General features: G+C 42.2%; 12 protein-coding genes. 11 read left to right on the top strand and 1 reads right to left on the bottom strand.

Going from position 1 to position 15,461, the window contains the following annotated elements:
- Positions 1 to 40 precede the first annotated feature (40 nt).
- Positions 41 to 3,988, top strand: coding sequence for a 5'-nucleotidase C-terminal domain-containing protein (locus ACUXV2_RS17370; protein ID WP_446247100.1), 3,948 nt, complete (start codon positions 41 to 43; stop codon positions 3,986 to 3,988).
- A 90-nt stretch (positions 3,989 to 4,078) separates the two neighbouring features.
- On the opposite strand, the gene trhO is transcribed toward ACUXV2_RS17370, so the two are convergent.
- Positions 4,079 to 5,044: an oxygen-dependent tRNA uridine(34) hydroxylase TrhO gene (gene trhO / locus ACUXV2_RS17365; RefSeq protein WP_446244406.1), complete on the bottom strand. Its 966-nt coding sequence runs from the start codon at positions 5,042 to 5,044 to the stop codon at positions 4,079 to 4,081.
- Between the two features lie 296 nt (positions 5,045 to 5,340).
- Between trhO and ACUXV2_RS17360 the strand changes: the two genes are divergently transcribed.
- The 10 genes from ACUXV2_RS17360 to ACUXV2_RS17315 all read left to right on the top strand — a co-directional run bounded on the left by ACUXV2_RS17360 (position 5,341) and on the right by ACUXV2_RS17315 (position 15,455).
- Entirely contained in the window at positions 5,341 to 7,341 is a 2,001-nt protein-coding gene (locus tag ACUXV2_RS17360) for a penicillin-binding transpeptidase domain-containing protein (protein WP_446244405.1), read from the top strand.
- A gap of 461 nt (positions 7,342 to 7,802) precedes the next feature.
- Positions 7,803 to 8,861, top strand: coding sequence for an SDR family oxidoreductase (locus tag ACUXV2_RS17355; RefSeq protein ID WP_446244404.1), 1,059 nt, complete (start codon positions 7,803 to 7,805; stop codon positions 8,859 to 8,861).
- Positions 8,862 to 9,099: 238 nt separating this feature from the next.
- Positions 9,100 to 10,026 carry a manganese-dependent inorganic pyrophosphatase gene (locus ACUXV2_RS17350; protein WP_446244403.1) on the top strand — a complete coding sequence of 309 codons (927 nt, stop codon included), beginning with the start codon at positions 9,100 to 9,102 and terminating at the stop codon, positions 10,024 to 10,026.
- Between the two features lie 217 nt (positions 10,027 to 10,243).
- Entirely contained in the window at positions 10,244 to 10,630 is a 387-nt protein-coding gene (gene gloA2, locus ACUXV2_RS17345; protein WP_446244402.1) for an SMU1112c/YaeR family gloxylase I-like metalloprotein, read from the top strand.
- 627 nt (positions 10,631 to 11,257) lie between these two features.
- Positions 11,258 to 12,160: a helix-turn-helix domain-containing protein gene (locus ACUXV2_RS17340; protein ID WP_446244401.1), complete on the top strand. Its 903-nt coding sequence runs from the start codon at positions 11,258 to 11,260 to the stop codon at positions 12,158 to 12,160.
- Between the two features lie 212 nt (positions 12,161 to 12,372).
- Positions 12,373 to 13,272, top strand: a complete 900-nt coding sequence (locus ACUXV2_RS17335; RefSeq protein ID WP_446244400.1) for a helix-turn-helix domain-containing protein — start codon at positions 12,373 to 12,375, stop codon at positions 13,270 to 13,272.
- 13 nt (positions 13,273 to 13,285) lie between these two features.
- The gene (locus ACUXV2_RS17330) at positions 13,286 to 14,002 is read left to right on the top strand and encodes a CBS domain-containing protein (RefSeq protein ID WP_446244399.1); all 717 of its coding nucleotides are present in this window, start codon (positions 13,286 to 13,288) and stop codon (positions 14,000 to 14,002) included.
- Between the two features lie 118 nt (positions 14,003 to 14,120).
- Positions 14,121 to 14,582 carry a hypothetical protein gene (locus tag ACUXV2_RS17325; RefSeq protein ID WP_446244398.1) on the top strand — a complete coding sequence of 154 codons (462 nt, stop codon included), beginning with the start codon at positions 14,121 to 14,123 and terminating at the stop codon, positions 14,580 to 14,582.
- A 72-nt stretch (positions 14,583 to 14,654) separates the two neighbouring features.
- Positions 14,655 to 14,780, top strand: a complete 126-nt coding sequence (locus ACUXV2_RS17320) for a hypothetical protein (RefSeq protein ID WP_446244397.1) — start codon at positions 14,655 to 14,657, stop codon at positions 14,778 to 14,780.
- 117 nt (positions 14,781 to 14,897) lie between these two features.
- Positions 14,898 to 15,455: a class I SAM-dependent methyltransferase gene (locus tag ACUXV2_RS17315; protein ID WP_446244396.1), complete on the top strand. Its 558-nt coding sequence runs from the start codon at positions 14,898 to 14,900 to the stop codon at positions 15,453 to 15,455.
- Positions 15,456 to 15,461 lie beyond the last annotated feature (6 nt).

Below are 15,461 nucleotides of genomic sequence, written 5' to 3'. Positions count from 1 at the left end.
ACTGTTTAACAAAGAAAGAGGAGGAATCAGGTTGAAAATCATGAAAAAACAGTTGTTTATTTTAACAACGATCTTTGCCATGCTGGTTGGATATATTGTTCCAATCGGGTCGATGGCTTCTGCGGCCGATTACATGACGGTGCAGGAAGCGATTGAGAATAATGAGGGGACTGGAACTGTAACGGGTTATATCGTTGGTCATACAACAGCGACCAATAGTTACGATTTCGAAGCACCATTTGACAATGACTATAACTTTGCTATTGCCGATAGTGTGGATGAAACCGACCCTGCTAAAATACTGCCGGTACAAGTTCCATCTGTTTTCAGACCAGCTTTTGGGCTCCAGACTAACCCTGATATTATTGGTAAAAAAGTGGTTGTTACTGGAGACTTAACAGCATATTTTAATGTCCCTGCACTTAAAAATGCTTCTGCCATGTCCTTCGAAGGCGACCAGCCTGAAGAACCAAAACCATACGAAGGCATCGAAGGCTTAAGCATCCATGACATCCAGGGAGAAAGCCACACATCTCCTTATGTTTCTGAAAAAGTTAAAGAAGTAGAAGGAATTGTCACACATGTTGACGATGCAAGCAACTTCTACATGCAAGATCCCAATCCAGATGAGAATCCGGAAACTTCCGAGGCGCTGCTTGTGTACAAGCCTGCTCATGGCGTCCAAGTCGGTGACCATGTAAAAGTTGACGGCCAGGTGAAAGAATGGGTATTGGATGGATACAGTGAAAAATTACAGACAGACCTGGCAATGACAGAGCTGAATGCTCAATACGGAAACGTTGTAGTCGCTTCAAGCGGCAATACTCTTCCTGAAGCTCTTGTAATCGGAGAAGATGTCATCCCTCCAACAGAAGTAATCGATAACGATCAGTTCGGTGAATTCGACCCTGAACAAGACGGAATCGATTTTTACGAAAGCCTGGAAGGAATGCGCGTTGCCCTTGAGAGCCCTACAATCACAGGCCCTCAAAAATATGGTGAACTTCCGGTCATTACAGAGCAAGTTGAAGGAAAAGCGTATACAAAAGAGGGCGCTCCTCTTTTAACAAAAGAAAATCAAAATCCTGAAAGAATGTTCCTGTTATTGGATAACCGTGATTATGTTGCAAAAACGGGGGATCAATTTAACGGAACGGTTAATGGTGTAGTCAGCTACGGCTTCAGTAACTTCAAGATCTTAGTGAATGAAGCAGAGCTTCCGGAATTGAATGAACGTGAATTCACTCCAGAAGTGACGACGATTGAAAAAGATAACGATGAATTATCCATTGCTGCATATAATATTGAAAACTTCGCAGCTTCTGATACCGAAAAGCGTGACAAGCTTGCTAAATCAATGGTGGAGAACCTGAACTCACCTGACATTATTGGCCTTGTGGAAGTCTTGGACGAAAGCGGAACGACTGATGATGGTACTGTGAAAGCAGACGCAAACTACAAAGCACTAAGCGATGCGGTTGCAAGCTTCGGCGGTCCAACGTATGCATGGACTGAAGTTGCGCCTCAAGATAAAGAGGACGGTGGAGTTCCAGGAGGGAATATCCGTGTCGGATATCTTTACAATCCTGAACGTGTAACGCTTGAAGAAGCTCAAAAAGGCGATGCAACAACAGCTGTTGCTTATGAAAATGGCTCTCTGACGGTTAACCCGGGAAGAATCGACCCGACAAATCCTGCTTTCGATGACAGCCGTAAGCCATTGGCTGCAGAATTTGATTTTAATGGCGAAGAAGTGATTGTCATCAACAACCACTTCAATTCAAAAGGCGGAGATCAGCCGCTATTCGGTAAAAATCAACCGCCTGTACTGGGCAGTGAAGCACAACGCCTGGAAATCGCTCAAATTGTTAACTCTTTTGTAACTGATATTCATGAAAAGAATGCGGATGCAAATGTAGTGGTAATGGGAGACTTGAATGACTTTGAATTCTCTGCTCCATTGCAAACACTAAAAGGGGATGTTTTAACGAACCTTGTTGAAACACTTCCTGAGAATGAAAGATACACGTACACATACCAAGGAAACGCACAAGTGCTTGATCATATGCTTGTTTCCAACCATTTAGCTGCTGGTGCTGAGTTTGATATCGTCAACTTCAACTCTCCTTACATGGAAGAACACGGCCGCGCGAGCGATCACGATGCGTTGGTAGCACAGCTTGATTTTGCAGAAGAAGACACGAACGAAGACTTTGATCTTTCCATCATGCATACAAATGACACTCACGCTCATGTGGAAGGATATCCTCGTTTATTCACGGCAGTGAACGAGATCCGTGCGGAAAAAGAGAATGCTCTCTTATTAGATGCAGGTGACGTATTCTCAGGCACATTATACTTCCGTCAATATGAAGGTCTTGCTGACCTTTGGTTCATGAACGAACTAGGTTTCGATGCAATGACATTGGGTAACCATGAGTTTGATAAAGATTCAGAGACACTTGCTACTTTTATCAAAGAAATGAACTTCCCAATGGTATCGTCTAACGTAACCGTAACAGGTGACGCTGACCTTGAACCTTTGGTGAAGAATGAAATCGGGAAACCGGGAGAAGGTGGAAACATCTATCCGGCGATGATCAAAGAAGTGGATGGAGAAAAAGTGGGGATCTTCGGATTGACGACTCCAGACACAGCTTTCATCTCCAATCCTGGTGAAAATGTTGTATTTGAAGATGCGGTTGAAAGTTCAACGGCGACGATTAACATGCTTAAAGAAGAAGGTGTAAACAAAATTATCGCACTTTCTCACTTAGGCTACTCTCATGACTTAGAGCTTGCTGAAGCAGTGGATGGTCTTGATATCATCGTCGGGGGACACTCTCATACGGTTCTTGAAGAGCCTGTTGTAATTGAAAAAGAAGAGCCGACGGTAATCGTTCAATCTGGAGAATACCTGAACCTTCTTGGTCTACTGGATGTAACGTTCAATGAAGACGGTGTAGTGACAAGTCAGTCAGGTGAAGTATTAAACCTTAAGAATTATGAAGCGGACGCAGATGCTCTCGCAAAAGTAGAAGAGTACAAAGCTCCACTTGAAGAACTGAAGAGTCAAGTAGTTGGTCATACAGACGTGGCCCTTGATGGTGAGCGTCAAGACGTCAGAAGAAAAGAAACGAATCTTGGTAACCTGATTGCTGATGGTATGGTGGCCAAAGCAAACGAATTTGTTGAGACATTTATCGGGCTGCAAAATGGCGGCGGAATTCGTGCTTCCATTGACGCTGGTGAGATTACACTAGGTGAAGTATTAACGACAATGCCATTTGGCAATCAGCTTGTAACCCTTGACCTTACTGGACAAGAAATCCTGGATGCGCTTGAGCACAGTGTATCTCGTGTAGAAGGGGAAGATGCACCAGGTGAATTCCTGCAGGTGTCTGGTATTCACTATAAGTATGATGTAAACAAGCCAGCTGGTGAAAGAGTATGGTCTGTCGAAGTGAATACTGCTGATGGATTCAAGGAAATTGATCCAGAACAAACATACCGAGTAGCGACCAATGCATTCACTGCAAATGGCGGAGACGGTTATGATATGTTCAAGCAGGCTAAAAATGAGGGACGTCAAACCGATTTATTCGTAGTGGATTTTGAAGTGTTTACGGATTATTTGGATAAAAACAGCCCTGTTTCACCGAAAGTGGAAGGAAGAATCGTCCAGGAAGTCGAGCCTGATGAAGAGCCAGTATTGACTGGATGGGTATATAATGATGGCAACTGGTACTTCTATAACGAAAACGGTGAAATGCAAACAGGTAAAATCGAGTGGAACGGCAAGAAGTATCACTTGAATGAAGATGGAACCCTTAAATTTGGAGGAGCTAACTCGAACGCGAAGTGGTTGCGACCAAATGAAGAGGACAAAAAAGGTTGGATCAATTCCAATGGGAAATGGTTCTTCATGAGTGAAGAAGGTCCTGAAGTGCCTGGTAATTCAGGTAAGGGGAAAAAGAAAGGTAACTAATAATAAATCCAGCTTCCTTTTTAAGGAAGCTGGATTTTTAAAATAGGGCGATAAAAAAGAATCGGCCAACAGACCGATTCCGGTTAGTACTTATACAGTTTGCTTTTCAGCCTCAATCACTGCCAAACGCTCTGCCACTTCTTCATCAGTCAAACCGTGTTCAACAATATAACGGTTCTCTTCGCTTCTGCGGCACTCATCAGAGCAGCTTCTCATATATTTATGCTCATTTTCTTCTGAGCAAAGAATTTTCTTATTACATGGCGGGTGGGCACAGTTCACGTAGCGCTCACATGGCTCGCCGTCAAAGTAGTCTTTACCGACAACAACGTGCTCTTTACGGTTAACAGGCACCGCAATACGCTCATCAAATACGTAAAGCTGGCCGTCCCATAAATCACCTTGTACTTCGGGGTCTTGTCCATAAGTGACAATTCCTCCGTGCAGCTGAGCAACATCCTCAAATCCTTCTTTCAATAACCAGCCTGAGAATTTCTCGCAACGGATACCGCCAGTACAGTAAGTGATGATCTTTTTATCAGCCAATAGCTCTTTATTTTCACGGACCCAATCCGGCAGGTCACGGAAGTTGCGGATATCCGGTCTGATCGCACCACGGAAATGACCAAGGTCGAACTCATAGTCATTACGCGCATCAAGAAGGATTGTATCTTCTTGTTGGATCTGCTCGAAGAAATCCTTTGGCGCAAGGTACTCACCAGTGATTTCGTGAGGATTCACGTCATCTTCAAGACGAAGTGTCACAAGCTCTGGACGATGCTTCACTTTCAACTTCTTGAAAGCATGTTCGTCTGCTTCGTCGATTTTGAAGACAGTATCGTGAAAATGAGGGTCATTTTTCATTGCTTCCATATATGCATCTGTCTGCTCAATCGTACCTGAGCATGTCCCGTTGATTCCTTCAGAAGAAATCAGGATGCGTCCCATCAGACCTAGCTCCTCGCATAATTCCTTATGCTGGGCCGTCACTTCCTCGGGATTTTCAATTGTTACATAGTTGTAGTACAGAAGGACTCTGTATGGTTTTTGACTCATATTAAATTCCACCTATCGATTTATATTTGCAAGATATAATCTTAGGATCATGTTCCTTATTACTCTTACGACAGTATATTATAACAAAAAATATACATCGTGCACCAGTTTTACTGAAAAAAGTAAAAGGAGTGAGAGGAAGTGGAGGAGGAAAATGGAAAGGTGCTCCCAAAAGGCTAATTGGTTCAGAATGGACATACATCGGCAAACAAGGAATACATTAAAATTGAAAATACTTCACTGGTTTGAAATAATTAGAAATAACAGAAAAAATTATCCAAGGGGTGTCTGTACATATGGTTAAAAAAATCTTTTTGCTTTGTCTCTTTGTTACTCTAAGCATTCTTGCAGCAGGCTGCCAGGAAAAGGTGCAGCCGGATGATCGGTTGAATGAATTTGTCGACTTATGGAACAATCAGAAATTCGAAAAGATGTATACCACGTATTTCGCATCGTCCGCAAAAGATACACTTTCAAAAGAAGAAGTTGTCAACAGGACGCAGGATATTTATAAGGACCTTGAAGTGAAGGATTTGAAAGTGAGTTTTAAAAAGCCCCAAGAAGATAAAGAGTGGGATAAAGATACTGAGGCGGAGTTTCCTGTCACGATTTCAATGAATACATTCGCTGGCGAGGTTTCATATGAAGAAACCATTACCCTTAAGAAAGAAGAGAGGGATGAGGAAGAAAGCTGGTATGTGGATTGGAAGCCTTCTTTTATACTCCCGGAGATGGAAAAAGGGGATAAAGTCGGGGTGAAGTCCATTGAGGCCGAGCGTGGAGAGATTTATGATCGGAATGACAATCCTCTTGCAATCAATGGTGAAGCATATGAAATAGGGATTGTTCCTGAAAAAATCAGTGCAGGGGACCTTTCTAAAGTCGCTTCATTATTGGAAATTTCAACAGATGAAATAGAAAAAGCATTGAACCAGCGTTGGGTGAAGCCTGATCAGTTTGTACCAATCAAAAAAATCCCGCTTTCAAATCAGAGTCTTGCAGCAGAGGTGACGAGCATTGAGGGTGTGCTGTCGAGCAGGGTGCCAGCACGTCAATATCCATATGGGGAGGCGGCAGCTCATCTTATTGGCTATATCGGTAAACCAACCGCTGAAAAACTCGAGCAGTTGGAGGGTAAAGGATATACAGCCCAATCCCTTCTTGGAATCAAAGGTGCCGAGCTGGTATACGAAGACAGGCTGCGGGGACAAAACGGACAACGCATCTACTTGAAAAAAGAATCAGAAGAAGAGGTCACGATTGCTGAAAAAGAAGTACAGAATGGAGAAAACCTCAAGCTGACGATCGATGCCGAGCTGCAGCAAAAACTATACAGCGGGATGAAAGATGAAGCGGGAACGGCGGCTGCCGTGAATCAGGAAACCGGGGAAGCGATGGCTTTAGTCAGCGTGCCTTCTTTTGACTCAAATGAATTTGTACTGGGAATGTCGGGTTCAAAGTATGATGAACTAGTCAATAATACTGAAAAACCTTTGAGAAGCCGTTTCATCCAAACCTATTCACCAGGGTCCGCCATGAAAGGGATTACCGCTTCGGTCGGCTTGAAGTCAGGGAAGCTTGATCCTGACAAAACGTTTACGATAAAAGGAAAGACGTGGAGAAAGGATGAATCGTGGGGCGGCTACAAAATTGTCCGGGTATTTGAAAACGAAAGTGTTGTTGACCTGGAAAGTGCCATGAAGTACTCCGATAACATCTACTTCGCACGCGTTGGTCTTGAAATGGGTGCTGAAACCTTCATCAACGGCCTGAAGGATTTCGGTTTCGGGGAAGAGATTCCAATGTCTTATCCCGTGTCGAAATCGCAAGTCTCCAATGACGGCAGCATTTCTAAAGAAATCCTGCTTGCAGATTCAGCCTTTGGACAGGGGGAAGTCCTGATGAGCATCGTTCACCTGGCCAGTGCCTATGGAGGCATCATCAACGACGGGGCCATGATGAAGCCGGTACTTTTAAAGGATGAAGAGCAGGGAGTATGGAAAGAGGGGCTGTTGACTCCTGAACAGTCACAGCTGATGAGGACGAATCTTCGGAAAGTTGTTTCGGAAGGAATTGCTGGTAAGGCTCAGGTTGCCGGAAAAGAAATCGCAGGTAAAACCGGAACGGCTGAGATCAAATCAGAGCAGGGAACTAAAGGGAAGGAAAATGGATTGTTCGTTTCCTATGATCAGAAGAATCCTGAATTTGTGCTCGCGATGCTTCTTGAGGGAGTCGAGGACCGCGGCGGGAGTACGCATACCGTTCAAGTGGCGCAGAAGTTTTATGAGAGTTATTGATTTTAGATGTATTTGATTTGGCCTGCCGGGTGGTGCTCGGCAGGTTTTTTGTTTTGCGTGGGTTGGATTTATCCATATTTTTACAAGTGACGGAATTATTGTTGGATTCGAAAGATTAATGGGGAAAACTCGAAGATTAATTGTAAAAATTAAAAGATTATCGGCCGAAACCGGAAGATTAACGTGTGAAATAAAAGATTCACTTCTAAACATCATCGAAATAACGCTTGAACCCTCAGAGTTAGAAGTCTAATGGACTCCCCATCAAAAAAGGTCCTCACTACACTCCGTAAAACCACCCCAGGAACAAATGATTCCACAATTTTCACCCTTAAAATTCATAAAATCCAGCACCTGCAATTGGAAAAAACTTAAACACCCTCCCAAACGACATTCCACCTGTCGAATTATGCTATGATAGGATAAACCAATGTGTCGACATCACAACAGGAGTGATTATTTTGAACCTATTTTTAACGGGTGCGACAGGTTTCCTTGGCGGGAAACTGATCAAGAACCTTTTACAGGATAAACAGAACGAAGTCTACATTTTAGTAAGGAACGTAGAAAAGGCAGAGAATCTGCGGTATTCATTTTCACCAGCAGATCAGCAGCGGATTCACATTTTCCAGGGGGACATTACCTATCCTAAGGCAGGATTGTCACGCGAAGATACCGAATGGCTCACGAATAAAATAGATGCCGTCTACCATTTAGCAGCTTTAGTGAAATTTGATCTCGATTTAAGGGACGAATTGTTTGCAGCAAACTATGACGGAACGAAACACATTCTCGAATTGGCCACCCTTATACAAGCCAAGAAGTTCTATTATGTCAGCACTGCTTACACAGTGGGGACACTGACTCACGGAGTGGAGAAGCTGTACCCGACAGACGGAAAGTTCAACAACCCTTATGAGGAAAGTAAAGTGAAATCTGAGCATCTCGTATTTTCATACCGGGACCAAATGGACGTTTCCATATTCAGACCAGCCATCATCGTAGGTGATTCTAAGACAGGAGAAGCCGACTCTCAATTTACACTTTACGGATTCATGCGTGCACTCGCTGTTTTCAAACGGAAAACAGCAAGAAAATACGACGGCGACCGGACTTACAGATTGCTGGCTGCCAAGAACGGAACCTCCAACCTTGTGCCGGTCGATTATGTTGCCGATATCTTGAGCCTCGCACCGCAGAGGGCAGAAGCGGATAAAATCTATCATATTACCAACCCGAATCCGCCAACGAACTTTGATTTATTGCAGATGCTGAAAGAAGCATTGGAATTCCACAGTTTGTCTGTCGTGGAGAGTTCGGGTGAAAAATTGGATCCAGAGGAAGTCCGGTTGAATAGTTTGATTGAAGTTTTTAAAGTCTATCTTGCAGGGGACTTGTCGTTTGATGATCGGAATACCCAGGAATTGATCCGGGGGACAGGTGTTTCCCATTTGGATATGACTGAAGAGACGATTGAGATGATCATTCGGGCGGGATATAAAACGAAAGAGGTCATATAGAGTAAAGGCTGCTTCTGACAAGAAGCAGTTTTTATTTCTATCTGCCGGTGGTAAACTTCTTCCTATAATTTGTCTTTTAGGACAAGTTTTTATAAGATAAAATGTGAACCATTACCTCTATTTTCTTGCCTGCAAAAAATCAACAAACTAACGAAAATAGCGATGAAATATGGTACTATAAGAAATTGTAAAGAGAGATATCAATTTAATTAAAATACATAGAGTAAGGAGAATGATCATGAGTAAAACACTTATTTTCGGTCACAAAAATCCTGATACGGATACAATCACGTCGGCGCTTGTATATGCTGATTTAAAATCCAAAATCGGCATGGACGTAGAGCCTGTACGTTTAGGGGAAGTGAACGGTGAAACACAATACGCGCTGGATTACTTTAAGGTAGAGGCGCCTCGTCTGGTTGAAACGGTTGCGAACGAAACGGATACGGTCATCCTTGTCGATCACAATGAGCGCCAGCAAAGTGCGGATGATATCGAAGAAGTACGTGTTCTAGAGGTCATCGACCACCACCGCATCGCGAACTTTGAAACAGCGGATCCTTTATACTACCGTGCAGAGCCGGTTGGATGTACGGCAACGATTTTAAACAAGATCTATAAAGAAAAAGGTGTAGAAGTAACGAAGGAAATGGCTGGGTTAATGCTTTCAGCGATCATCTCGGACTCCTTGTTATTCAAATCACCGACTTGCACAGACGAAGACGTGGCAGCGGCGAATGAACTTTCTGAAATCGCCGGTGTAGACGCTCAGGAATACGGTCTTGAAATGCTGAAGGCAGGAGCGGATATGAGCTCGAAATCAATCGCTGAGCTTGTGACCCTTGATGCGAAAGAATTCTCTATGGGTACGGCGAAAGTGGAAGTCGCTCAAGTGAACGTCGTGGACACGAATGATGTGCTTGGGCGCCAGGCGGAAATCGAAGCTGCAATGGAAACATTGATCAAGGAAAAAGGATTGGATCTGTTCCTATTAGTTGTGACGGACATCCTTGAAAACGACTCTACTGCACTTGCGCTTGGAAGCAAAACGGCAGAAGTCGAGAAAGCATTTAACGTGAAGCTTGAAAACAACACAGCTGTGCTGAAAGGTGTAGTTTCTCGTAAGAAGCAAATCGTGCCTGTGTTGACGGATGCGATTAAATAATAGGTTATAAAAGGAAGCGGTCGTTTGGCTGCTTCTTTTTTTATCGTGCTCAACGTACCTTTTGGGTGGTGCCAGGCACAAAACAGCATGATTGTTCCTGGCACAAAAGCCCGCAATTGTACCTGGCACAAAAGCCCACAATTGTACCAGGTACAAAAACCCGCAATTTGTTCCCGGCACCACCCAAAACCCAAAACCATAAGAAAGAGGCCACAACATGAACCTTAAACGAATCCACCACACAGCAATCATCTGCTCAAATTACGAGCGATCAAAAGATTTCTATGTGAATAAACTCGGGTTGCGCCCAATAAGAGAAGTCTATAGGGAAGAACGGAAGTCATATAAACTTGATTTTGCCTTGAATGGCGAGTATGTCATTGAACTTTTTTCATTTCCGGACGCACCTGAACGGCCAAGCTATCCGGAAGCAAGGGGGCTGCGCCATTTAGCATTTGAAGTAGATAGTTTGGAAGAATCGGTGGCTGAACTTAAGAATCATGGGATTGTCCCTGAAGAAATCAGAGTGGATCCATATACATCAAAACGATTTACCTTTTTTGAAGATCCGGATGGGTTACCTTTGGAGTTATATGAAAAATAGGTTATCCACTCAAAAAAAGAGCACTCCCACTAAGAGGAGTGCCGTCAACAGGTATTGTAATTTGTCGTTAGATATATTAAATCACAGAAAGAAAATGAGTGTATTTTCGGTCTAAAGGGTTCAATGGAACATTTCTACGAGGAAACACCCAGAAAGGGCTGTTTTCTTCAAAATTATTAAAATATTAATATTTAAAAACAGATCATTTTCTCAGTATATAAAAAAGAGCACATCTCTTTAAGAGATGTGCTATCAACAGGTATTGTAATTTGTCGTTACGTATATTAAATCACAGATAGAAAAAAAGTGTATTTCCGTTCTAAGGCTTTTAGGTGTCATTAGAAGGAAAGAATCTCAAATGAATAGCTATTTTCGTAAATAATATTAAAATATTAATATTTCTATCCGGTTCCAACGCTCAAAAGACAAAAAAAGAGCCCTTCCCACAAAGAGAAGCGCCGTCAACAGGTATTGTAATTTGTCGTTGGATTTATTAAACCACACTCAAAACATTTATGTAATTTCATTCTCGGGCCATATGCTTGTAAAAATACCGGGAGTACCAACGTTTTTTAACGATATCTGTTAAAATATAAATATATTAATATTTGGATTGGAGGGATGGACTTGGACTACTCGGCAATTGGAACGAAGATTAGAGAGCTTAGAAAAGATATTGGATTGACACAAGGGGAGTTAGCAGAAGACATATGCACGCAGGCTTTGGTCAGCCGTATTGAAAAAGGGGATATCTATCCAAGCGCCGCATCTCTCTATCAAATTTCGAAAAAATTGGGAGTTGATGTTAACTATTTCTTTGAGATAGGATCAACGCCCAGGCTGGATTATGTCAAAGAGGTTGAACGGCAGTTGAGGAAGATGAGGATTAAGTTGAAATACAATGAGATGATGGATGTCATCAAAGTGGAAGAGAGCAACCCTCTTTTCTATAAGGACTCTACTAATCTGCAACTCCTTTATTGGCATAAAAGTATCTATTTATTTGAAGTTAAAAAAGATCATAAGAAGGCAATCGACCTTTTAACTGAAGCTTACCATCTTACGGCTGCTCAAAAGAAGGTATTGACTGAGCGAGAGATCGAAATCCTCATGACTCTTGGGGTGTTTGAGTTTAACTTAGGGAATCAAGATCAATCGATGGAATATTATAATAAAGTGCATAGCGCTTTAAGCACTCTTGAACATCTAAATGACAAATCGATTAAAACCCGGCTTCTTTATAATATTGCCAGGAGCTTGACGCGTTTGGGAAACTACAAAGAATCCACTAGATACTGTGAACAAGCGATAAAATGGTGTGTGGAAGAGGAGCACCTTTGGGGGCTTGGAGAACTCTATTATCATATAGGTCATAACTATGAACAGGAAGGGAAATTAGAAGAGGCATTGCCATATGTAGAAAAGTCTATGATCATTTTTGAAATGCGAAATAATGATGGCTACCATTCCTATCTTCTAAAGAAAAAAGAACAAATCATGTCTAAAATGATAGAAAGCAAAAGTAAGTAAAAAAAGAACACTTCCCAAAAAGGAAAGTGTTATCAAGAGGTATTGTAATTTGTCGTTGAATTTATTAAACCACATAATAAAAAGTCGTGTATTTGAACTCTGAGGTCATGACAAGTAATAGAAGCTTATTATTCTGAAAAATCATGCCGATTTCTGTTAAGATATAAATATATTAATATTTTGGATTCAATGTTTTAAAGGGGTGTGAACACGTGGACTATTCCTTAATAGGCAAGAAAATCAAAGAACTACGTAAAGTTGTTGGTTTGACTCAAGGTGAGCTGGCAGACAACATTTGTACACAGGCCTTGATCAGCCGCATTGAAAAAGGGGATATCTATCCAAGTGCCACAGCTCTTTATCAGATTTCCAAAAAACTTGGGGTGGATGTAAACTACTTTTTTGAAATCGGTACAACACCTCGACTTGATTACATACAGGAAGTAGAGCGTCAATTACGAAAGCTGCGCATCAGGCTTAAATATGAAGAGATGATGGATATGGTGAAAGCTGAAGAAAAAAACCCCATCTTCTTCAAAGATAATCAAAACATGCAGCTCCTCCTTTGGCATAAAGGGATCTACATGTTCGAAATTGAAAAAAAGAGAGAACAAGCAATAGACACTTTTTACGAAGCCTTTTATCTCACTTATGATAGTAAGAAGGCTTTATCTGAAAGGGAAATGGAAATCCTCCTGAGTATAGGTGCTCTTGAGTTTACAGGAGAAAATTATGAAAAGGCCTTAGACATTTACAACGAAGTGAAACAAGGCTTGAGAATGTTTACAAAACTGAGCGATAAGTCGATCAAGACACGAATGCTTTATAATATTGCGAGGGTATTGACTCGATTAGGTAAACGCAACGAATCCATCGATCGCTGTGAAGAAGCAATCAAGTGGTGTCTTGAAGAGGAAAATCTGTACGGTTTGGGTCAATTGCACTATCATATCGGCTATAATTATGAGTTAGAAGGGGAATTGGACAAAGCCTTGGAATATGTAGAGAAGTCGATCCTGATTTTTGACATGCTGCGGGACGATAAGTATTTATCTTATCTGACAAAGAAGAAGGGAGAAATCTTATCCAAGCTGGAAAAACAGCCTTTATAGAAAGGACAATACGATGAACACAACGACCTACTCCCAATCCGAGCGATACGAAGTCGCATTCAATCAAATTCATGAGGCATTGAAGAAGCAGGTTAAATCCAGGTCGGATAAGTTCACAAGCCTGGTACATGCAGGACGTCATCACCGGGTCATCAGTACGTACCAAGATGAACTCTTTCAATATGCTAAGCTTCGAAATGCACTAGTCCATGAAAAAACTGAGCTGGGTTATTACATAGCGGAACCGCATAGGGATGTAGTCGAGAGGATCGAAAAGATTGCGCGTGTCCTAACAAGTCCCAATTATGCCTTGACTATTGCGACCAAAGCCATCATCTTTTTTCAGATGGAAGATAGTATCGAGGATGTCATCAATGGCATCAGAACATATAATTATTCTCAGTATCCTATTTTTCAAGACGGGGAATGCGTGGGTTTATTAACTGCAAAAAGTATTGTGAAGTGGTTGGCAGAACGGATGATGGGGAGTATTGTGGATCTATCCCACGTGAAAATTAAAGATGTTTTTCAACACGAGAAAGAACATCCATTAGCCTTTGCAGCAAAGTCATCCACCATTTTCGATGTGGAAGAATTATTTGAACGCTATCATCAGCGCAAGGTCGATCTTGAAGCCATCATCTTAACCGAAAATGGCCGTAAGAATGAGGAACCTCTTGGAATCGTTACGGCTTGGGACCTGATTGAAATTGATTATACTGCAGACTAGCTGAAAGCCTTCATGAAACCTTCATGAAGGCTTTTCTCATTTAATCCCTTGAAAATCACATACAGAATGGCAGGCTCTCATACTAATGGTTGTATAGGATTCAGACAGGGGTGAAGGAATGAGGAGACGGAAAAATCCAGTTCCTCTTTTACTGATTGGCGTCATCGGGGGGATCCTGCTTTTTCTTTTCGTGAGTGTGCTCGGAAGTGGAGGAGGGGAATCCCCGGAACAAGTGATTGAGGAATTTTATAAATACGAACAGAATGGCGACTTCGGGAACTCGTGGGAGATGTTCCATTCAGAAATGAAGAAGAAATTCGGTAAGTCTTCGTACATTCAAACAAAGAACCATGTATTTCTAGGTCACATGGGCGTTGATACCTTCGAGGTCGAAGTGGGGGAAATAGAAGAAATAAAAAATTTTGAGTTCAGTAAGGATGGTCCTGCTTTCAAAGAGGTGAGATCTGCCCAGGTGAATTTACTGTTTAACAGCCAGTTTGGCAAAATGACCATCAGTCAGGTTTGTTATGTTGCACAGGAAAAAGGAGAATGGAAAATTTTGTGGAACTATGATTTTTAATTTTCAGGTTTTAGAAAGAAATGTCGGGGTATTTAGGAACTAATTAACCATTTTATAAAGGAGGGCTAGGCTGTGTCCCTTTTATACGTAAAGGCCCGCGAAATGCTGGAATTCGATGCGAAAGTCCAGCAGTCGCAAAATACGAATATCCGCCTGTTCCGTAAACCGAAGCCTGCACCCGTTCAGAAAAATAGATAAGGACCACCCGCCATCCATTTCCGGCAGTCTAATTTAATTAGGCTGTTTTTTGTTTTTATAAAGGTGATTCCTATTTTTAAATAGAAGTTTAGTATAGACGATTGGAGTTGAAAGAAAATGTCTAGACAGACGGAGTTGCGAGTCGTAATCGGAGCAGGGGAATATTCAAATAATCCGACATGGATGCAGACGCAGGAAAAAGATCTTAATCTGCTGGACGAAAGGGACTGGGCCGACTTTTTTTCTGAGAACAGCGTCCGTGCGATCCTGGCAGAGCATGTGTGGGAGCACTTGACCTATGAAGAAGGCGTGCAGGCTGCACGGAACTGCTATGCTTATTTGAAATCAGGAGGATATGTCCGCTGTGCGGTACCGGATGGGAATTTTCCTGATGAAGAATATCAGCAGATGGTGCAGGTCGGAGGACCGGGACCAGTCGATCATCCTGCAGCCAGTCACAAAATCGTACATACATACCAGACTCTCACGAAGATGTTCGAAGAAGCCGGATTCGAGGTCAGGCTATTGGAATTTTGCAATGATGAAGGGGATTTCGTTTACAATGAATGGGATGAGAAAGAAGGATATATCTACCGCTCCCAACGCTTTGACCACCGGAATTCCAATGGAAAGCTCGGGTTTGTATCTCTTATTGTTGATGCAGTGAAGCCATAAAAAATC

The organism is Rossellomorea sp. NS-SX7, assembly GCF_052828565.1.
Note: the sequence above shows the minus strand (reverse complement) of the source record. Positions and strands in the feature narration are given on the sequence as shown.

What these genes read in the sequence shown, in the direction of transcription:
- gloA2 (WP_446244402.1), top strand. Translation starts at nt 10,244, where the DNA reads ATGAACCTTAAACGAATCCACCACACAGCAATCATCTGCTCAAATTAC.
- ACUXV2_RS17360 (WP_446244405.1), top strand. Translation starts at nt 5,341, where the DNA reads ATGGTTAAAAAAATCTTTTTGCTTTGTCTCTTTGTTACTCTAAGCATT.
- ACUXV2_RS17315 (WP_446244396.1), top strand. Translation starts at nt 14,898, where the DNA reads ATGTCTAGACAGACGGAGTTGCGAGTCGTAATCGGAGCAGGGGAATAT.
- ACUXV2_RS17325 (WP_446244398.1), top strand. Translation starts at nt 14,121, where the DNA reads ATGAGGAGACGGAAAAATCCAGTTCCTCTTTTACTGATTGGCGTCATC.
- trhO (WP_446244406.1), bottom strand. Translation starts at nt 5,044, where the DNA reads ATGAGTCAAAAACCATACAGAGTCCTTCTGTACTACAACTATGTAACA.
- ACUXV2_RS17330 (WP_446244399.1), top strand. Translation starts at nt 13,286, where the DNA reads ATGAACACAACGACCTACTCCCAATCCGAGCGATACGAAGTCGCATTC.
- ACUXV2_RS17370 (WP_446247100.1), top strand. Translation starts at nt 41, where the DNA reads ATGAAAAAACAGTTGTTTATTTTAACAACGATCTTTGCCATGCTGGTT.
- ACUXV2_RS17350 (WP_446244403.1), top strand. Translation starts at nt 9,100, where the DNA reads ATGAGTAAAACACTTATTTTCGGTCACAAAAATCCTGATACGGATACA.